The following is a 19,511-nucleotide window of genomic DNA, read 5'->3' as shown; positions in this document are numbered from 1 at the left end:
AGATGGATGCGTAATTGCACAGGTCAACGGTACGATTGGCCCCGTGCATTCGTCGATCGCCGGCTTCTCCATGCCTTCCGAGGAACGAGTGACCCGTGCCGCAGAGACATTTCGCATGCTCAGTGATCCCACCCGGGTCAAGATTCTCTGGGCGTTACTGCAGGGCGAGACGTCGGTGGCCTGCTTGGCCGATCTTGCTCAGGTGGCGCCCACCGTCGTCAGCCAGCACCTGGCGAAGTTGCGACTGGCCGGGCTGGTGAAGGCCCGTCGCGAAGGGACCTTCGTCTACTACTCGCCGGCCGATCAAGACATTCTGCGGGTGCTCAGTCAGGCCCTCGACGGTGCCGACCTGAGCGAAAATCGCCCTGCTCCCGGTTCCTAGCGACCGGCACAATTCTCGGCGACACGCGGCGCCACCGGATGTGATATTCGCCTCGTTGGGCGGTAAATAATAAGAAATTCTTATTTGAAGCTGGCGCCGCGGCGGTCGCATTCGTTCGCTGGGAGATTGATTCTGCACGTCAAAAGGTGTCTTGGCTTTGCTGGAGCGGGTATGCCCGAGCGTCATCGCCGGTCATCCTGAGCGTATACTTAGATGTCCACGTGATGTAGGTAACAGCCGCGAATTTGAATTCTTTTTAGCTGGAATTCGGCGGCTAGAATAGCGGTTAAACGTGTGTTGAAGCAGCACTTTCCGGTGCTGTTATGCGCTTTATCGGATGACCGCTCGTACATAGTCGCGCGATTGCGGTCAGCCGTCCGGAGAGTTCGACCAACAGAGTAGAGGCGGTGCCAGCGTGAGCTTCGAAAGCAAGGTGAACGGCCGGGTTTCAGAGGTCCTCGAGCTCGGGGCTAGCCCGGTTGCCGTCCAGATCCCGGTTTTCAGGGGGCCCATCAGCGGCATTGCGGCCAGCCCGGCCGGCGGCCGCCTGCTGGTGACCAACTACGGCAGCGACAGCGTCTCGGTCATCGACGCCGACAGCTGCCGGGTGGTGGACGCCATCGGAGGCCTGGCCGAACCGTTCGCAATCGCCCTCACCGCGGATCGTGCGTACGTGAGCACCGCATCCCCGGCTTACGACGCGATTCAGGTCATCGACCTGGCCACCAACACTGTCATCGCCTCGCACCGGGTCGCCTTGAGCGTGAGCGACCTCGCTGTGAGTGGCGACGGCAAGCACGTGTACATCAGCCGCAACGGTGCGCGCGGCGCCGACGTCGCAATCCTGGACGTCGAGACCGGGCGGATGCACGTCGTCGACATCGCGCGCACCGCCGGTACCACCACGGAATCCGTCCAGGCGAGTTCTGACGGCGGCCGGTTGTACGTCGGTGTGAACGGTCCGCGCGGGGGCCAAGTGGTCGTCATCGACACCGGGCTGAATCCGGACGAGCCCGCCGGACGTGCCCGATGGCGTCGCAAGAGCGGGAAGCCCGCGAAGAGCTCCAAGTTGGTGGCCAAGACGTCGGCGCAGGCTGCGAGCCCGTCGGTGATCGCCACCGTCGAGATCGGCCTGCCCGTCCGCGACGTTGCCATCGGCCCCAACGGCGGTCTGGTCTACGTCGCCAGCAGCGGCCCCGAGGCTGCGGTGCTCGACGTCGTCGACACCCGCACCAACAAGATCGCCGGGACCCGCAAGATCGCCGAGGTGACCGGCCTGGTCACCCGGCTCACGCTGAGCGCTGACGGCGACCGCGCCTACCTGGTGAGCGACGACAGCGTCACCGTGGTGTGCACGCTCACTCAGGACGTCATCGACCGCGTGGACGTCGCGAGCCAGCCGTCCTGTGTGGCCGAAAGTGCCGACGGCACCTCGCTGTATGTCGCCGACTATTCCGGTGCCGTCACCGTGGCACCGGTCGCGGTGAACGCCGAGACGCGGATCGAGCAGGCGGCACTGGAAAGCAGGCGTTCGGTGGACCTGTTCGTGCCCGACTTGCTGCAGTACGACGCCGCCCTCGTCTGACACCGGCCGCGCGTCGGCCCGACGTTCGCGAGCCCGCGCCGCGGCGATAGCATTCGGCCACGGGAACCGACAGGCGGTGCTGCGCCGAGACGCGTGAGGCGGTACATCGATGTACAGCACGATGCAGGAATTTCCGCTGACGATCACCGCGATCATGCGGCACGGCTGCGGAGTCCACGGACTGCGCGAGGTCATTACCGCGACCGGTGACGGCTACCGCAGCATCACCTATCGCGAACTGGGACAGCAGGCTGCCCAACTCGCGAATGCGCTGCGCGGCCTCGGCGTCACCGGCGATCAGCGGGTGGCCACCTTCATGTGGAACAACGCCGAGCACCTGGCGACCTATCTGGCGGTCCCCTCGATGGGCGCGGTGCTGCACACCCTCAACATCCGGTTGTTCCCACACCAGATCGCCTATGTGGCCAATGAAGCCGAGGACCAGGTGGTGCTGGTCGACGTGTCCCTGGCCAAATTGCTCGGGCCGGTGCTGGCCGAACTCGAGACCGTGCACACCGTGGTCGCGGTCGGCGACGGCGACATCACGCCGCTGCAGGACGGCGGCAAGACGGTGGTGCGCTATCACGAGCTGATCGACGGCGAATCAACCGAATTCGACTGGCCGACGATCGAGGAGAACTCCGCGGCCGCCATGTGTTACACCAGCGGCACCACCGGTAACCCGAAAGGCGTTGTCTACAGCCACCGTTCGAGTTTCCTGCATTCCATGGCGGCCTGCACCGTCAACGGTATCGGGGTGGGTTCCAGCGACCGGGTGCTGCCGATCGTGCCGATGTTTCATGCCAACGCCTGGGGCCTGCCGTACGCGGCCTTGATGGCCGGGGCCGACCTGGTGCTGCCCGACCGTCATCTGGACGCCCGGTCGCTGGTCGACATGGTCGAGACGCTGCGTCCCACCAGGGCCGGTGCGGTGCCGACCATCTGGAACGACGTCATGCACTACCTGGACAAGGAGCCCGGGCGCGACATGTCGTCGCTGAAGATGGTCGCCTGCGGCGGCTCCGCCGTTCCGGAATCGCTGATGCGCACCTTCGAGGACAAACACGGCGTGCAGATCCGGCAGCTGTGGGGGATGACCGAGACCTCACCGCTGGCCACCATGGCCTGGCCGCCGCCGGGCACCCCGGACGACCAGCACTGGGCATTCCGCGTGACCCAAGGGCAGCCGGTGTGCGGCGTGGAGACCCGGATCGTCGACGACGACGGCAAGGTGCTGCCCAACGACGGTAAGGCCGTCGGCGAGGTGGAGGTGCGGGGTCCGTGGATCACCGGCGCCTACTACCAGGGCTATGACGAGTCCAAGTTCGATTCCGGCTGGTTGCGCACCGGCGACGTGGGGCGCATCGACGAGCAGGGCTTCATCACGCTGACCGATCGTGCCAAGGATGTGATCAAGTCCGGCGGGGAGTGGATCTCATCGGTGGAGTTGGAGAACTGCCTGATCGGTCATCCCGATGTGGTCGAAGCCGCGGTCGTGGGGGTGCCCGACGAGCGCTGGCAGGAACGGCCGCTGGCCGTCGTCGTCACCCGGGAAGGAGCCGACGTGCAAGCGTCGGATCTGCGAAAGTTTCTGGGAGACAAGGTGGTTCGCTGGTGGTTGCCCGAGCGGTGGGCGTTTGCGGACGAGGTTCCGCGCACCAGTGTGGGCAAGTACGACAAGAAGACCATCCGGTCGCGTTACAACGACGGGGACTACGAGGTCGTCGAAGCGCACGACTGAGCGACTGATCGACTGATCGCGAGCAGGCACAAACTCGCACTTCCGAGGCCCGAAACACGCGATTTTGTGTCTGCTCGCGAGGGAGAGGGGACCAGCACCATGAGCCTGCGGGTCGTCCAGTGGGCAACCGGATCGGTCGGAGTGGCCGCGATCAAAGGAATCCTCGAGCATCCCGAACTCGAACTCGTCGGTTGCTGGGTGCATTCAGAAGCCAAGAGCGGCAAAGACGTCGGCGAGATCATCGGCGGGCCGGCGCTGGGCGTCACCGCGACCGCCGACATCGACGACATCCTGAGGCTCGATGCCGACGCGGTGATCTACGCGCCGTTATTGCCCAGCGTCGACGAAGTGGCGGCGCTGCTGCGTTCGGGCAAGAACGTCGTCACCCCACTCGGCTGGTTCTATCCGACCGAAAAAGAAGGCGCTCCACTGGAAGTCGCCGCCCAGGGAGGCAACACCACGCTGCACGGTGCCGGAATCGGACCCGGTGCGGCCACGGAGCTGTTTCCGCTGCTGCTCTCGGTGATGTCCACCGGCGTGACGTTTGTTCGCGCCGAGGAGTTCTCCGATCTGCGTACCTACGGCGCACCGGATGTGCTGCGCTACGTGATGGGATTCGGCGGGACCCCGGACAGCGCGCTGACCGGACCGATGCAGAAGTTGCTGAACGGCGGCTTCTTCCAGTCGGTGCGGCTGTGCGTCGACAAAATCGGCTTCGCCGCCGATCCGGAGATCCGCGCGACGCAAGAGGTGGCCGTCGCGACCGCGCCCATCGACTCACCGATCGGGATGATCGAACCCGGTCAGGTCGCGGGACGCCGCTTCCACTGGGAGGCGCTCGTCGGCGACACCCCAGTCGTCCAGATCACCGTGAACTGGCTGATGGGTGAGGAAAACCTCGATCCGCCATGGTCTTTCGGGCCGGCAGGGGAGCGGTACGAGATCGAGGTGCGGGGTAACCCGGACACCTTCGTCACCATCAAGGGATGGCAGCCGGAGAGCGTGCAGGCCGGGCTGGTCAGCAATCCCGGTGTCGTCGCGACCGCGGCGCACTGCGTCAACGCGGTTCCGGCCACCTGCGCAGCTCCGGCGGGAATCCAGAGCTTTTTCGACCTGCCGCTCATCACCGGCCGGGCCGCGCCCCGGTTGTCACGCCACGAGGGGATCTGATGCCGAAGTCCGTCGTAGTCCAGCAGTCACGCGCCATCCCCATCTCGGTCGAGGACGCGTTCGCCCAGACGCTGCCCATATCGCTGCCGGTCATCTGCGCCCAGTGGTACGGAATCATTCCGCCCATCAAAGAGGTACGGGACCAGGTCGGCGACTGGGATGCGCCCGGCCAGACCCGCACCATCCTCATGGTGGGCGGGGGCCGGGTGAAAGAGCGGCTGACCACCGTCGACCCGCCGCGGTCTTTCGGGTACACCCTTTCGGACATCAGCGGACCGCTGGCCACGCTGGTGAGCTCGGTGGACGGCGTCTGGTCGTTCGCGCCCGCCGGCACGGGTACCCGGGTGAGCTGGCAGTGGACGCTGCACCCGAAGTCGTCGGCCTCGGCGCCCCTGCTGCCGGTGTTCGGAAAGATGTGGAAAGGGTATGCGCGGGTGGTGCTCGAAAAGCTCTCCGCGCAACTGGTGACCGACTGACCCATGTGTCGACTCTTCGGCCTACATGCCGGGACGGAAGTCGTGGCCGCGACGTTCTGGTTGCTCGAGGCGCCGGACAGTCTTGCCCGGCAGAGCCGCAAGAATCCCGACGGCACGGGCCTGGGGGTGTTCGACGAGCACGGCCGGCCGCAGTTGTACAAGGAGCCGATAGCGGCCTGGCAGGACGCGACGTTCGCCACCGAAGCGCATCAGCTGGACGGCACCACCTTCATCGCCCACGTTCGCTACGCCACGACGGGATCGCTCGATGTGCGCAACACCCACCCGTTCCTGCAGGACGGCCGGATCTTCGCGCACAACGGGATGATCGAGGGTCTCGACGTCGTCGAAGACCGGCTTCGTGAGCTCGGCACCTTCGATCTGGTACTGGGACAGACCGATTCCGAGCGGGTGTTCGCATTGATCACCGCGGGCATTCGCGCGCACGGCGGCGACGTATCGGCCGGAATCGTGGACGCCGTCAGCTGGCTCGCCGACAACGTGCCCGTCTACGCCGTCAACATCCTGTTGTGCATGGGAACGCAGATGTGGGCATTGCGCTACCCGGACACCCATCAGCTGTTCATGCTGGACCGGCGGGTTGACGGCGTCCCCGATTTCGATATGAGCACCAGCAGGATTCACGCGCAGAGCCCGACACTTACCGAACGCTCCTCGGTGGTGTTCGCGACCGAACCGATGGACGACGACACGCGTTGGTGTCTTCTCGAGCCCGGGGAGTTGATCTACGTCAACGCGGGTCTGAACATCAACCGCACCATGGTGCTTCCCGATCCGCCCCGGCATCTGGTGCGCAGAGACGATCTGAGTCAGCCGGTCTTCCGTGCCCAGCACGCCCTCCCCGGAACGCGGCACCGACCGTGACGGCCCGACGAGCGCTGGTGCTGGCCGGCGGCGGCGTGGCGGGAATCGCCTGGGAGACAGGTATTTTGCGCGGTATCTCCGATGAATCACCGGCGGCGGCGCAACGCCTGGTGGAGTCCAACGTCCTGGTCGGCACCTCCGCGGGTTCGACGGTCGCGGCGCAGATCAGCAGCGGCTGCTCGCTGGAATCGCTGTACGACCGCCAGGTCGCCGAGAATTCGGCCGAGATCGACCCCGGTGTCGACATCGACACGATCACCGAACTGTTCCTGGACGCGCTGCGTGAACCCCGCACCCCTGGCTGGGACCGGACCCGGGGCCGCCTGCAGCGGATCGGTGCTGTGGCGCTGGCCACCGACACCGTGCCGGAATCGGTGCGGCGTGCGGTGATCGAGCAACGCCTGCCCTCGCACGAGTGGTCGGACCGTGCCGTGCGAATCGTCGCAATCGACACGGCGACAGGGGAATTGGTGGTCTTCGATCGGCACTGCGGGGTCGGGTTGGTCGATGCGGTGGCGGCCAGTTGCGCGGTGCCGGGGGCGTGGCCGCCGGTGACGATCGCCGGCCGGCGGTATATGGATGGCGGGGTGAACAGCTCGGTCAACATCGAGGTCGCCGGCGACTGCGACGTTGCCGTGGTGCTGGTCCCTTCCGGCGTCGATACCCCGTCACCTCTCGGCCCCGGTCCCGCCGGTGAGATCGCCGCGTTCGCCGGGGATACGTTCAGCGTCTTCGCCGACGACGCATCACTCGCGGCGTTCGGCGCCAACCCCCTCGATCCGCGCTGCCGGATCGGCTCGGCTCAGGCCGGGCGTGCACAGGGACGCCGGGAAGCAGAGGCCGTCGCGCGTTTTCTCGACGTCTGATCATCGGCGTCTGATCTGTCGGCGTTCGCGCTGTTATCCGGGACTGTCAGCCCTCGATTGCCGGTGCCTCGGCTTCCTCGGTGCCGGCGTTCTCGAATGCGTCCAACGCGCGAGCGGCCAAAGTCCTTCCCACACCGATGACTTCGACCGCGCGGTGGAATTCCAGGCTTCGGCACGTGGTCCGTGGCACCTCGATGAGCAGATCCGGCGGGTAGGCCGCCAGCGTGTGGCGGGCCAGCGCCGACTGGGCGATGTCAATCGTCCGGTTCATCACCTCGAAGCCGCCGAGCTTCGGCACCTCGGGCACCTCGTCGGCGGCGTCCTCGCCATCGTCTGACCAGTCATCGGACTCCGGGATCGACGCTCCGAACCGGCTCAGGACCGCCCGGGCCGTCGGCCGATCCAGCAGCGACTTGGCCGCGTTGGTGTCGAGCAGCGCGGTGGTGCTGCGCAGCATGCGGTTCAGCCACTCGGCGGTCATACCCGGTTCCGCGTCGCGGGTGGCGCCCGGTTCGCTGCCGTTGAGGCTGACCGCGATGGTCAGATCGGCGTTGATGGCCGCGATCGGCGCCATCGGCAGCGGATCGAGGATGCCTCCATCGGCGAGCAGGCGCCCGCCCACCTCATGCGGCGCGATCACACCCGGGATCGCGATCGAGGCGCGGATGGCCTCGTCCACCGGGCCGCGCTGGAACCACACCGACTTGCCGGCCAGCAGGTCGGTGGCCACCGCGGTGTAGGGGACCGCCAGCTCTTCGATCGTGACCGGGCCGAGGATGTCGCGGACCGCGTCCAGGATCTTCTCCGCCCGCAGCACACCGGCCGCGGTGAGTGACGGGTCGAGCAATCGGAGAATGGTGCGCTGCGTGAGCGATTGGGCCCAATCGGCGAGTTCGGTGAGACGTCCGGCCGCCTGGACCCCGCCCACCAGCGCACCCATCGACGATCCGGCGATGCCGACGATTTCGTAGCCCCGCTCCTGCAGCTCCTGGATTACGCCGATGTGGGCGTAGCCGCGGGCACCGCCACTGCCCAGTGCCAACGCGACGCGACTTCCTGAGGACGCGCGGGGGCGCAGGGGTATTGGTCCGGACATCCCATCATTGTGCTTGGTGACGGGGTGCCCCGCCGAACCGGCTGACGGTTTTGCTCAGGCCTGATCCGAATTGCCACACCGGTGGTGGGAACCGTCAGCCGCACTCGCCCCGGCCGGCAGCCTGCGCCGCGACGATCACCGCTGCCTGACGTTCCGGGCCCAGTTCCGCCCAGCGCTTGTTCCAGCTACCCGCAAAGCCGGGGCCGGTCGCCTGCACCATCGCCAGGTACGGCTCGATCTGCGCCTCGCCAGTGCCGCCCTGGGCGTCCATCCACTCCTTGGCGGCATGGCAGGCCTGGAAATATTCTTCCTCGGTGGACTCGGCCGGAGCGTCCACCCGGGTGGTCACGCCGCCGGGGGAGACGCCGATGGCGCCTGCCGGCAGCAAACTGGTCGCGGTCGACGAGCCGGCCGGCGAGGACGTCGTTCTGCCGCCACTCCCGCCGTGCGCGCACCCGGCGACGGCCGTTAGGCACGCGAGCGCGGCGAGCAAGGATCCCCATCGTCGGTGTGCGCGCACAAGTCCCAATCTATGCAACACTGACTGCGTGACGGAACGGTTCTCTTGCGAGTGTTGTCGGCCCTGACGCGCCGCCGCTTGCCCTGTTCCTTTCACACACCGGAGTTCTTCGATGGCTTCTGCGCTCGCTCGCCCCTACCTCAGGCCGACTATTCCCCACTCGGGACCGACCCGGCTGCGGGTTCCGGATCTGCTGCACGCCACCGACCTGGCTGCCGACGACGTGCTGAGCGGGCGCTGCGATCATCTGCTGCCTGACGGCGGTGTGCCGGAGAACGGGCGCTGGTTCACCCGCATCCACGGCGACGACGAGCTCGACATCTGGTTGATCAGCTGGGTTCCGGGCCACGCCACCGAATTACACGATCACGGTGGATCCCTCGGGGCGCTGACCGTGCTGTCCGGTTCGCTCAACGAATTCCGTTGGGACGGTCTGCGATTGCGCCGTCGCCGACTGGATGCCGGTGACCAGGCGGGGTTTCCGCTGGGGTGGGTGCACGATGTGGTGTGGGCGCCACGCCCTGCTGCAGTTTCCGTCACGAGTCCGGCGCCGGTGCAGCCGACGTTGAGTGTGCACGCCTACTCACCGCCGCTGACCGCGATGTCGTACTACGACGTGACCGAACGCAATACGCTGCGCCGGCAGCGCACCGAACTGACCGATCAACCCGAAGGACCGTGATGAGCAGGATTGACCGGATTCTTCAGGCCGCGCGTGAGCGCTACCAGCGGCTGCCGGCCGAGCAGGTACCGGAGGCGGTGCGGCGCGGAGCGTTGCTGGTGGACATCAGGCCGGCCGCCCAGCGTGCCCGCGAGGGCGAGGTGCCCGGAGCGCTGGTGATCGAGCGAAACGTGCTGGAATGGCGCTGCGACCCGACGAGTGAGGCCCGGCTGCCACAGGCTGCCGACGACGACGTCGAGTGGGTGATCCTGTGTTCGGAGGGATACACCTCGAGCCTGGCCGCGGCCGCGCTGCTGGATCTCGGGTTGTACCGGGCGACGGACGTGGTGGGGGGATACCACGCGCTGGTCGCCGCGGATGTGCTGGCCGAGACCGCGCGGCTACTGCAAGCCCGTGAGCCCGTCCTGACCTAGCACGAGCCCTCCGGTTCCGGTGGTGGGATCACCAGCGCCGTCAATTCCGCTCAGCTTCTCCCGAGAGCTATCCCGAGGTGCCGGCCGTGGAATCGGCATGCAACAGCGGACGCAGCTTCGCGGTCTTCTCGGACGTCCAGCCTGGCGGCGACAGCACCGCGGCCCACCCGTCCGCGCAATTGGCGACGTAGCGGTGACCGTGTCCGTCGGGCACGTCGACGGCGACTGCCATGTCGGCCGACACCTGCAGGAACGTCACCAACGGAAACCAGCGCATCTCGGGCACCACGTCGTAGCCACGCTTCTCGCGTAGCCAGTCCGGCTTGCTGAACAACAGGTCGGGGGTCCACCAGGCGATCGGGTCGGATGCGTGCTGCAGATAGACCACCCGCGGGTGATTCCAGGCCGCCTGGGGGCGGTCCAGATTCTCCGGTCGGGCCACGAATCGTACGTTGCGGCCGTCGTCGTAGATCGGCAACCACTCCGGCGAACCGCTGTCGCGGTTGGCGGTCAATTGAGTCCAGATGGTGTTGTTAAACGTCGGCCCGCTGAACAGGGCGCCGTCGGTGCGGGCCAGAACGTTGTTGATGCTCATGAACGGCGCCTCACCACCGAACGAACCAAGGCTCTCGCCGAAGACGACGAGCTTGGGCCGCTTGAACTCCGGCATCTGCCGGATCAGCCTGTCGACGGCTTCGAACAGCGCCTGCCCGGCGTGCCGGGCGTTCTCCTTGTCCACCAGGAACGACAGCCAGCTGGGCAGGAAGGAGTACTGCATGCTCACGATCGCGGTGTTGCCGTTGTACATGTACTCCAGCGCCGAGGCTTCCGCTTCGTTGATCCAGCCGGTTCCGGTGGTGGTTGCCACCGCGACCACCGCGCGCTGTAATCCGCCGGTGCGCAACAACTCCCGGGCAGCGAGTTCGGCGGTCGCGTCGATGTCTTCGGCGGATTTCAGGCCGGCGTAGGCCCGGATCGGTTCGACGGCCGGGCTGCCGTTGAACGCGCTCAGTTTGCTGACCGCAGGCCCACCCTCGACGAAGATGCGGCCTTGATGGCCCAGCGACTCCCAGGACACCAGTGATTCCGGTCCGCCCGAGCGCAGTTTGGACTTGGGTGGACTGAAGCCAGGGTCCATTTCGTTGTTGACCGCGGCGAAGCTGCCGTTCATGGAACGCATGGCGAATTTCAGGACGACACCGTTGAGCAAGGTGATCGTCAGCACGATCAGCCCGATCACCACGATGGTCGCCGACACCCGGAAGGGCGCGATCCGATCTACTTGTCGGACAAGAACAATGACCAGCCGACGGATGAGCTGGCCGATCTCGACCAGCGAGAACAGCACGATCACCCCGAGCACCGCGGTGAGCGGATAGTCATACCACTTCAGGTGCTCGACACCCATCATGTCGCGCACGTGGTCCTGCCACACGTGGAAGCGGATCGCCATGACGACGACCCCGATTGCGCCGACCACGATCAGCGGCGGCCAAACCCAGGGCGGCGCAGGGGGACTGGTGTTCTGTGACCGCATGTACCGGACCAGCCACACGGCGAACACACCCAGGCCGTACCCGATGGCACCCGAGCAGCCACTGACCACCCCCTGGAACAGGGGACCGCGGGGCAGCAGTGACGGGGTGAGCGACAACCAGACGAAAATCAAGCCGAACAGGGTCCCGGTGTAGGTGTAGTGGCGGACCCACCAGCGGCCGCGGTACCGGTGCCACCAAGGTGCGTTCTCCGCGGGTTTGGTGGGTTCCGGTACGTCCTCGTCGGTGGTCTCCGCGGCCGGGGAAGTGCTCATCGGTGGGTGAAGTCGGGCGGGCGCTTTTCGATGAAGGCCGTCATGCCCTCGGTCTGGTCGTCGGTGGCGAAGGTCGAGTGGAAGAGCCGGCGCTCGTAGAGAAGTCCTTCGGCCAGTGTCGATTCGAATGCCCGGTTCACGGCCTCCTTGGCCATCTGAGCGGACGGCAGCGACATCTGCGAGATGGTTTTGGCGGCGGCCTTCGCCTCGTTGAGCAGGTCGTCGGCCGGCACCAGCCGCGAAACAAGGCCGCTGCGTTCGGCTTCCGCGGCGTCGATGGTGCGGCCGGTCAGAATGAGGTCCATCGCCTTGGCCTTGCCGATGGCCCGGGTCAGTCGCTGCGAGCCGCCCATCCCAGGAATCACACCGAGTTTGATCTCCGGCTGGCCGAATTTCGCTGTATCAGCGGCGATCAGGAGGTCGCACATCATCGCCAGCTCGCAGCCGCCGCCGAGGGCGTACCCGGCGACCGCCGCGATGGTCGGGGTGCGCACGGCGGCCAACTTGCCCCAGGGAGCGAAGAAATCGGCGCCGAAGGCGTCGGCGAACGTCAGCCCGGCCATCTCCTTGATGTCCGCCCCAGCGGCGAACGCCTTTTCCGAGCCGGTGATGATGATCGCCCCGATGGCTGGATCTTGGTCCAATTCTGTTGCAGCGCTGGTGACTTCGTTCATCACCTGGCTGTTGAGGGCGTTGAGTGCCTTGGGCCGGTTGAGTGTGATGATGCCGACCCGCTCTTCGCGTTCGACGAGAATGGTTTCGTACGCCATGGTTTACCTCTCTAGAACTTCAGGTCGTCGTCGACGGGCGCGAAGTATCCGGCAACGTCGGCCACGGTGACCTCGGCCAGCGATGCCGGTGACCACTTGGGGTTTCGGTCTTTGTCCACCAGCTGTGCCCGGATCCCTTCCACCAGGTCGTGTGAACGTAGCGAAGCGCTTGAGACTCGATAGTCCTGCACCAGAACGTCTTCCAGCGTTTCCAGATCGGCGGCGCGCCGCACCGCCTCGAAGGTCACCGACAAGGCGACGGGGGAGCGGGTGCCGATGAGCTTGGCGGCTGCGTTGGCCGCCTCGGCATCGTGGTTTTGCAATGCCGCCACGATGTCGACCACGCTGTCGGCCGAGTAGCACTCGTCGATCCACTCCCGCTGTGCGGCAAGTTCACTCGGCGGCGGTTCTGTTGCGTGCCGGGCGAGTGCACCTTCGACCCCGTTGGTCGCGACGGCTGCGGTGAACGCGTCGAGTTCGCTGTGGGGTACGTAGTGATCGGCGAATCCCAGCGCGATGGCGTCGGCGCCGTTGAACGGCGCGCCCGTGAGTGCGGCGTGCAAGCCCAGCTTTCCAGGCGCGCGGGACAGCAGGTACGCCCCGCCGACGTCGGGGATGAAGCCGATGCCCACCTCGGGCATCGCGACCTTCGAAGTGTCGGTTACCACGCGGGTGTTGGCGTGTGCGCTGACGCCGACGCCACCGCCCATCACGATTCCGTCCATCACCGCCACGTACGGCTTGGTGAACCGGCCGATCAGACCGTTCATCAAATATTCATCGCGCCAGAACCGGCGGGCGTCGACCCCGTCCTTGCGCGCACTGTGATAGATGGCCACCACGTCGCCGCCGGCGCACAGTCCGCGCTCGCCGGCCCCGGTCAGCACCACCGCACGCACCGCGTCGTCGCGTCCCCACCTGACGAGCACGGTGCTGAGCAGGTCCACCATGGTCTGGTTCAGCGAATTGATTGCCTTGGGCCGGTTGAGGGTCACGTAACCGACGCCGTCGACAACGCGGGTCAGGACTTCGTCGGATTCCCCTGTTACGGCCCCCTCGACGACCCCGGTCATGCGCTTGTCTCCCCTCGCCGCAATCCGCTCCACCACTCGGGCCGACGTGGCCATGAGTTTGACGAGCAATCTAGATCGTTACTCGCTCGCGGATCTCCGCGGGTCTAAGGTTTAGGGTGATCCGGACGAGCTATACGGGTCCCTGACTGAATACGAAACGCCAGCTCCGCCGGGAACTCGGGCGGACCACCACTCGTTGAGCGATTGTTCGCACGTTCGAAGCCACAGAAATTTTAGAGAGGATCCGACGGTGCGGGAGACAAGTAACCCGGTATTTCGTTCGCTGCCGAAGCAGGCGGGCGGATACGCGCAATTCGGCCCCGGCGTGCAGTCGGGCTATCCGGCCGACCCCTACGCTCCCTACCAGCAGGGACGTGAGGCTCGCGTCTCGCGCCCGCTGACCATCGACGACGTCGTCACCAAGACCGGCTTGACGCTGGCCATGCTGTCGACCACGGCGATCGTCTCCTACTTCCTGGTGGCGACCAACCTGAGCCTGGCGATGCCGCTGACCATGGTCGGCGCGTTCGGCGGGTTGGCTCTGGTGCTGATCGCCACGTTCGGCCGCAAGCAGGACAACCCGGCGATCGTGCTGAGCTACGCGGCGCTCGAGGGCCTGTTCCTGGGTGCCATCTCGTTCCTGCTCGCGAACTTCTCGGTGGGTTCGGCCAATGCCGGGATGCTGATCGGCGAGGCGGTACTCGGCACGCTCGGGGTGTTCTTCGGGATGCTGGTCGTCTACAAGACCGGCGCCATTCGGGTGACGCCCAAGTTCACCCGGATGCTGGTCGCCGCGATGTTTGGCGTGCTGGTGCTGATGCTCGGCAACTTCGTCTTGGCGCTGTTCCACGTTGGCGGCGGCGAAGGTCTGGGCCTGCGCAGCGCCGGACCGATCGGGATCATCTTCTCGCTGGTGTGCATCGGTATCGCGGCCTTCAGCTTCCTCATCGACTTTGATGCGGCGGACCAGATGATCCGCGCGGGCGCGCCGGAGAAGGCCGCGTGGGGCATCGCCCTTGGCCTGACCGTGACCCTGGTCTGGCTGTACCTGGAGATCCTGCGTCTGCTGAGTTATCTGCAGAACGACTAATCCCTCGACGGGCAAGCCGGCACACCGTTTCGGTGTGCCGGCTTTTCCTTTTGCGGGGGGCCTGCGCGCTGATGGGTTGGGTCTCGCGGGGCTGGATTGAGTCCGCGTGCGGTGTTGGTTGGGCGCGTGCGGTGTTGGGTTGAGCCTGCGTTGGGGGTGGTTCTTACTCGCGGTTTGTCGCCGTGAACGCAGAGTCAACGGTGTGGGTGGTGGGCGCTCGGCAGGCGCGTTCGGCGAGCGCTCTTGGCCCGCTCCTTGGCGTTGGGTCTGCGTTGAGGGTGGCGGTCACTCGCGCGTTGTCGCCTTACGCGCAGAGTCGACCTCGCGTTCGGGCGTCCCACGCGCTCTGGACTCGTCGGATCACGTCGCCGGGACGGTGTCTGCTAACTACGCGGACGACTGTCCAGCCAATGCTGGCGATGTACTCCTGCCGATCGACGTCGCGCGCGTACTGCGCTGGATCGGTCCAGTGCTGGTCGCCGTCGTATTCGACAGCCAGCATGACGTCCTCCCAACCCATATCCAGGAAGTAGCGAGGAATACCGTGCTGGTTCATCAGCGGAATCTGTTTCCGAGGCTGGGGAAAACCCGCCCTTATCAACAGCAAGCGCAGCCAAGTCTCCTTGGGCGATTGGGCACCTGCATCGACCAGTTGCAGTGCGGCTTCCAGTTGGCGCAAACCCCGTACGTGTCGATGGCCGGCTGCCAAGTCGCCGACGTCGGGCACCTTGAAATCTGTCGCGGCCGCCAGCGCGTCGAGATTGGCAACGGCGCGGACCAATGGGCCGCGCCGGCCGACGTCGAATGCCGTGCGCTCTGGCGTCGTCACCGAAATACCCTTGATTAGTTGGGTTTCGCCTTCCAACAGAAGCTCGTCTCGGGTGATGACGCGCTGCGGTGCCCTTGCGTTGCGCCAGATCAATTCGATAGCAGCCGCATCATCGACCCACTTGGATCCGTGTATCGCTGATGCGGAGGCGCCGGCAACCACCGCTTGTCGCCCAGACCACAACCACGCCGCCACGGTGCGTTGTATCAACGTCGGCTCGACCCGCTTGTCCAGGTAGACGTTCGGCATGATCGCGCGGTAGTAGGTGCGCAGCTCGTGCCGTGTCAGGATGCCGTTGGCCAGCGCCTCACTGCCAATAAAAGGTTGTTGCGCGCTGTTCATGCCGCCATGGTGGTGCTTGGCACTGACAGCGCGGTTGGGTCTGCGGTGAGGGTGACAAACCTCGAGTGGCCGTCGCCCTGAGCGCAGGGTCAGCGCCAAATACGCCAGCGCCAGAGTTGGTTCTGCGGTGAGGGCGGCAGACCTCAAGTGGCCGCCGCCCTGAGCGCAGGGTCAGCGCCAGGGCGCCCGCACTAGAACTGGGTCTGCGGTGAGGGCGACAAACCTCGAGTGGCCGCCGCCCTCAGCGCAGGCCCAATGTGCGAAACGTCAGGAGAGCCGCTCGATCACCATCGCCATACCCTGACCACCACCGACACACATGGTCTCCACGCCAAAGGTCTTGTCGTGCGTGGTCAGGTTGTTGAGCAGCGTGGCGGTGATGCGGGCCCCGGTCATACCGAACGGGTGGCCCAGAGCGATCGCGCCGCCCGAGACATTCAGCTTGTCCTCGTCGATACCCAGCTCGCGCGCCGACCCGAGCACCTGCACCGCGAAGGCCTCGTTGATCTCGAACAGGTCGATGTCGCCCACCGACATGCCGGCCCGGGACAGCGCCTGCTTGGTGGCCTCGATCGGGCCCAGGCCCATGATCTCCGGCGACAGCCCGCTGACGCCGGTGGACACGATGCGCGCCAGCGGCTTCAACCCCAGCTCCTTGGCCTTGACATCGCTGGTGATCACCACCGCCGCGGCGCCGTCGTTCAACGGGCAGGCGTTGCCTGCGGTCACCGTGCCGTTGGGGCGGAACACGGGCTTGAGCTGGCTGATTTTCTCGTACGAGGTGCCCGCCCGCGGCCCGTCATCGGTGCTGACCGTCGTGCCGTCGGGCAGCGTGACCGGCGTGATCTCGCGCTCGAAGAAGCCGCTCTTGATCGCTTCCTCGGCGCGGTTCTGACTGCGAACGCCCCAGTGGTCCTGGTCCTCCCGCGAAATGCCGGTCAGCAGTGCGACATTCTCGGCAGTCTGGCCCATGGCGATGTAGATGTCGGGCAGATTGCCGTCCGCCCGGGGGTCATGCCACTCGTCGGCTCCCGCCGCCGCGGCATTGGTGCGTTCCTGAGCGGCGTCATACAGCGGGTTCTTGGTGTCCGGCCAGCCGTCGGCATTGCCCTTGCCGAACCGGGACACCGTCTCCACCCCGGCGGAGACGAAGACGTCGCCCTCGCCGGCCTTGATCGCGTGGAAAGCCATCCGGGTGGTCTGCAGCGAGGACGAGCAGTACCGGTTGACGGTGGTGCCGGGCAGGAAGTCGTAGCCGAGTTCCACCGCGACAACCCGCGCGATGTTAAAGCCGGACTCACCGCCGGGCTGGCCGCAACCCATGATCAGATCGTCGATCTGGTGTGGGTTGAGCGCGGGAACCTTGTCCAGCGCGGCGCGGACCATCTGAGCGGCCAGATCGTCGGGCCGGATGCTGACCAGCGACCCTTTCATGGCGCGCCCGATCGGCGAGCGGGCAGTGGAAACGATGACGGCTTCGGGCATGACGGCTCCTCGATTGGCGTGTGCGAAGCCGAGCCTAACGCGCCCTACCCAGTGGCGACCGCGGCGGTCACGCGCACCGGCGATGGGCGGGACCACAACCGCGACACGATGCTCCGCCGGGGTGCCGCGGCCGATACCGCCGCCGGCGGCGCCAATGCGGGAATCTTCTCGCTGAGCGCTTCACACAGCGTCAGCAACAACTGTTCGGCCGCTTCGGCGTAACCGGCCGCCGACGGGTGATAGCGGTCGGAGGAGAACATCAGCTCGGGCATCTCGCGGAACTTTGGGGCGAGCAGATGCGCCAGCGGCACCGGCACCCCGCCGGCCGCCCGGACGGCGGCGGCCTGCGCGCGCGCGAGTTGAAGTCCACGGGTCCGTGCCAGCGAACGCAGCGGCTGCGGGATCGCGGTGATGAGCCCGAAGTCCGGGCAGGTGCCGACCACCACCACCGCGCCCCGGTTGCGCAGCCTGCGCACGGACATGCCGAGTCGTTGCGCCGAAGGTCCGATGCCGTTGAGTGCGGTGATGTCGTTGGCGCCGATCATGATGACCGCGACGTCCGGCGGGGGCCCGGCTACGAACATCGCGTCGACCTGGCCCATGACGCCCTTGGACGTGGCGCCGACGATCGCTTTAGTGCTCAGCCTGATTCGTAGTCCGGACAGCTCGGCCAGCCTGCGGGCGATGACCACGCCGGGCACCTCCTCGGCGGTCGCGCACCCGTAACCCGTCGCCGTCGAGTCGCCGAAGATCATGATGTGCAGATCGAAAGGTGTGCCGTACCGCCACTTCTGCACCGGGCCGCCACCGCGGCTGTAGACGCCGTCAGCGCGCGGGGGCGGTTCCCAGGATTTCGGAATCACGGTGCGCACATGCATCGCCTGACCAACCAGCAGGTTGCGTGCGCCCAGATAGGCCGAGCCTGTCGAGGCGAGTGCACCCGCTGTGGCCAAAGCGATCGTCGAACGCCGCGGCACATGCACGCCCACGGGCATTAGTTTAGGACGGTTGTGCTGATTTCGGGGGTAGCTGACAAACAAACCGGTTACGGTGTGAAACAGATGTGGTATCGAAACCGATTACTTGAAAGTTGAGTGGGTAAAGGACTGTCAAGCTAAGTCTGCGAGGTTGGCTGAACGGATAGCTCAGCTTCTTCGTCGCATGCTGTATCGGACTACAACGGCGTAGGAAGTGTTGAGCATGACCGCACCCAGTAAGGTCTCTGGCGCACCTAGAGTCGCCATTCGCCCGCGCGATGCGCTGAAGGCTCGTAGACTCGAAGCACGCAGGTTCGCGATCAGCGACGGGGCTCCCGTAGAAGTTGTCGAGTCCGGCCCGAGCATTGCTGCCCGGTTTGCCACGCTGGCCTCGCGTGTGGCGATCCGGCCGGTTCTGGCGGCCGGCAGCTATGTTCCTCATCTTCCCTGGCCGTGGGGTCTCATTGACCATGCCGCGCGCGTGCTCCTACCTGCCACGAGCACCGTCAGGGCCGAGGTGACCTTGCCGAATGCGTCTGCTCAGCTGGTTCGCGCGACAGGCGTGCTGCCGGCCGACGGCACCCGGCGAGTGGTGCTGTACCTGCACGGCGGGGCATTCCTGACCTGTGGAGCAAACTCCCACGGCCGATTGGTCGAATCGCTCTCGAAGTTCGCTGACGCACCAGTTCTGGTGGTCAACTATCGGTTGATGCCCAAGCATTCAATCGGGATGGCGCTCGACGACTGCCACGACGGTTACCGGTGGCTTCGGCTCCTGGGGTACGACCCGGACCAGATTGTGCTGGGCGGCGACTCAGCCGGCGGGTACCTTGCGCTGTCTCTGGCGCAGCGTCTGCTGCGGGAGGGAGAAGAGCCCGCAGCCCTCGTCGCGATCTCGCCACTGCTGCAGCTGGCAAAGGAAGCGAAGCAGTCTCATCCCAACATCAAAACGGACGCGATGTTCCCCGCGAGAGCCTTCGACGCGCTCGGCGCGTTGGTTGCTAGCTGTGCCGCGAAGAACACCGTGAACGGTCAGCCGGAAGAGATTTACGAGCCGCTGGATCACATCGAGCCGGGCCTGCCGCGGACGCTGATTCACGTGTCCGGGTCGGAGGTGCTCCTGCACGACGCGCAGCTGGCGGCGAGCCGGCTCGCGGCGGTCGGAGTGCCCGCCGAAGTGCGCGTGTGGCCGGGTCAGGTGCACGACTTCCAGGTCGCCGGGCCGCTGTTGCCGGAAGCCGTGCGCTCGCTGCGTCAGATCGGCGAGTACATCCGCGAGGCCACCGGGTAGCACCCGCCCGAGCGGTTGCGCGCCGTGT

At 66.2% G+C, this 19,511-nt stretch carries 19 protein-coding genes; 11 read left to right on the top strand and 8 right to left on the bottom strand.

Annotated elements, in window-relative coordinates:
- Positions 1 to 43: 43 nt before the first annotated feature.
- The 7 genes from QXK92_RS23695 to QXK92_RS23665 all read left to right on the top strand — a co-directional run bounded on the left by QXK92_RS23695 (position 44) and on the right by QXK92_RS23665 (position 7,105).
- Complete coding sequence (locus QXK92_RS23695; RefSeq protein ID WP_306245696.1) at positions 44 to 382, top strand: helix-turn-helix transcriptional regulator; 339 nt, start codon at positions 44 to 46, stop codon at positions 380 to 382.
- Between the two features lie 415 nt (positions 383 to 797).
- Positions 798 to 1,967, top strand: a complete 1,170-nt coding sequence (locus tag QXK92_RS23690; protein ID WP_306245695.1) for a YncE family protein — start codon at positions 798 to 800, stop codon at positions 1,965 to 1,967.
- A 109-nt stretch (positions 1,968 to 2,076) separates the two neighbouring features.
- Complete coding sequence (locus tag QXK92_RS23685) at positions 2,077 to 3,708, top strand: fatty acid--CoA ligase (RefSeq protein WP_306245694.1); 1,632 nt, start codon at positions 2,077 to 2,079, stop codon at positions 3,706 to 3,708.
- Positions 3,709 to 3,807: 99 nt separating this feature from the next.
- Positions 3,808 to 4,878: a dihydrodipicolinate reductase gene (locus QXK92_RS23680; protein WP_306245693.1), complete on the top strand. Its 1,071-nt coding sequence runs from the start codon at positions 3,808 to 3,810 to the stop codon at positions 4,876 to 4,878.
- Positions 4,878 to 5,354 (top strand): SRPBCC family protein, encoded by a 477-nt coding sequence (locus QXK92_RS23675; protein ID WP_306245692.1) that lies wholly within the window; start codon positions 4,878 to 4,880, stop codon positions 5,352 to 5,354. The genes QXK92_RS23680 and QXK92_RS23675 overlap by 1 nt, the downstream gene beginning before the upstream one ends.
- Positions 5,355 to 5,357: 3 nt before the next feature.
- Positions 5,358 to 6,239, top strand: a complete 882-nt coding sequence (locus tag QXK92_RS23670) for a class II glutamine amidotransferase (RefSeq protein ID WP_306245691.1) — start codon at positions 5,358 to 5,360, stop codon at positions 6,237 to 6,239.
- On the top strand, positions 6,236 to 7,105 hold the full coding sequence (locus QXK92_RS23665; RefSeq protein WP_306245690.1) for a patatin-like phospholipase family protein: 870 nt from the start codon (positions 6,236 to 6,238) through the stop codon (positions 7,103 to 7,105). The genes QXK92_RS23670 and QXK92_RS23665 overlap by 4 nt, the downstream gene beginning before the upstream one ends.
- A gap of 46 nt (positions 7,106 to 7,151) precedes the next feature.
- On the opposite strand, the gene QXK92_RS23660 is transcribed toward QXK92_RS23665, so the two are convergent.
- Both QXK92_RS23660 and QXK92_RS23655 read right to left on the bottom strand, forming a co-directional pair.
- Positions 7,152 to 8,201, bottom strand: a complete 1,050-nt coding sequence (locus QXK92_RS23660; RefSeq protein WP_306245689.1) for a patatin-like phospholipase family protein — start codon at positions 8,199 to 8,201, stop codon at positions 7,152 to 7,154.
- Between the two features lie 94 nt (positions 8,202 to 8,295).
- Positions 8,296 to 8,730, bottom strand: a complete 435-nt coding sequence (locus QXK92_RS23655) for a lipoprotein LpqV (RefSeq protein WP_306245688.1) — start codon at positions 8,728 to 8,730, stop codon at positions 8,296 to 8,298.
- Positions 8,731 to 8,833: 103 nt separating this feature from the next.
- On the opposite strand from QXK92_RS23655, the gene QXK92_RS23650 reads away from it, so the two are divergent.
- Together QXK92_RS23650 and QXK92_RS23645 are read left to right on the top strand one after the other, a co-directional pair.
- Positions 8,834 to 9,403 (top strand): cysteine dioxygenase family protein, encoded by a 570-nt coding sequence (locus tag QXK92_RS23650; protein WP_306245687.1) that lies wholly within the window; start codon positions 8,834 to 8,836, stop codon positions 9,401 to 9,403.
- Positions 9,403 to 9,816, top strand: a complete 414-nt coding sequence (locus QXK92_RS23645; protein WP_306245686.1) for a rhodanese-like domain-containing protein — start codon at positions 9,403 to 9,405, stop codon at positions 9,814 to 9,816. Before QXK92_RS23650 ends, QXK92_RS23645 begins: the two co-directional genes overlap by 1 nt.
- Positions 9,817 to 9,883: 67 nt before the next feature.
- Here the strand turns inward: QXK92_RS23645 and QXK92_RS23640 are convergent, their stop codons facing one another.
- From QXK92_RS23640 to QXK92_RS23630, 3 genes are read right to left on the bottom strand one after another with little or no spacing between them, the layout of a single operon-like run.
- Positions 9,884 to 11,626 carry an alpha/beta-hydrolase family protein gene (locus QXK92_RS23640; protein ID WP_306245685.1) on the bottom strand — a complete coding sequence of 581 codons (1,743 nt, stop codon included), beginning with the start codon at positions 11,624 to 11,626 and terminating at the stop codon, positions 9,884 to 9,886.
- On the bottom strand, positions 11,623 to 12,396 hold the full coding sequence (locus tag QXK92_RS23635) for an enoyl-CoA hydratase (RefSeq protein WP_306245684.1): 774 nt from the start codon (positions 12,394 to 12,396) through the stop codon (positions 11,623 to 11,625). The genes QXK92_RS23640 and QXK92_RS23635 overlap by 4 nt, the downstream gene beginning before the upstream one ends.
- An 11-nt stretch (positions 12,397 to 12,407) precedes the next feature.
- Positions 12,408 to 13,469 carry an enoyl-CoA hydratase/isomerase family protein gene (locus QXK92_RS23630; protein WP_306245683.1) on the bottom strand — a complete coding sequence of 354 codons (1,062 nt, stop codon included), beginning with the start codon at positions 13,467 to 13,469 and terminating at the stop codon, positions 12,408 to 12,410.
- A gap of 250 nt (positions 13,470 to 13,719) precedes the next feature.
- Between QXK92_RS23630 and QXK92_RS23625 the strand changes: the two genes are divergently transcribed.
- Complete coding sequence (locus tag QXK92_RS23625) at positions 13,720 to 14,559, top strand: Bax inhibitor-1/YccA family protein (protein WP_306245682.1); 840 nt, start codon at positions 13,720 to 13,722, stop codon at positions 14,557 to 14,559.
- Positions 14,560 to 14,863: 304 nt separating this feature from the next.
- Here QXK92_RS23625 and QXK92_RS23620 read toward each other — a convergent pair whose 3' ends face one another.
- From QXK92_RS23620 to QXK92_RS23610, 3 genes are all read right to left on the bottom strand, one after another.
- Positions 14,864 to 15,730 (bottom strand): endonuclease domain-containing protein, encoded by an 867-nt coding sequence (locus tag QXK92_RS23620; protein WP_306245681.1) that lies wholly within the window; start codon positions 15,728 to 15,730, stop codon positions 14,864 to 14,866.
- 267 nt (positions 15,731 to 15,997) lie between these two features.
- A complete protein-coding gene (locus QXK92_RS23615; protein WP_306245680.1) occupies positions 15,998 to 17,215 on the bottom strand; it encodes an acetyl-CoA C-acetyltransferase in 1,218 nt (405 codons plus the stop codon).
- 44 nt (positions 17,216 to 17,259) lie between these two features.
- Entirely contained in the window at positions 17,260 to 18,192 is a 933-nt protein-coding gene (locus QXK92_RS23610) for an SGNH/GDSL hydrolase family protein (RefSeq protein ID WP_306246458.1), read from the bottom strand.
- 223 nt (positions 18,193 to 18,415) lie between these two features.
- Between QXK92_RS23610 and QXK92_RS23605 the strand changes: the two genes are divergently transcribed.
- Positions 18,416 to 19,483: an alpha/beta hydrolase gene (locus tag QXK92_RS23605; RefSeq protein WP_306245679.1), complete on the top strand. Its 1,068-nt coding sequence runs from the start codon at positions 18,416 to 18,418 to the stop codon at positions 19,481 to 19,483.
- Positions 19,484 to 19,511 lie beyond the last annotated feature (28 nt).

The organism is Mycobacterium sp. TY815, assembly GCF_030755135.1.
Classification (GTDB): domain Bacteria; phylum Actinomycetota; class Actinomycetes; order Mycobacteriales; family Mycobacteriaceae; genus Mycobacterium.
Note: the sequence above shows the minus strand (reverse complement) of the source record. Positions and strands in the feature narration are given on the sequence as shown.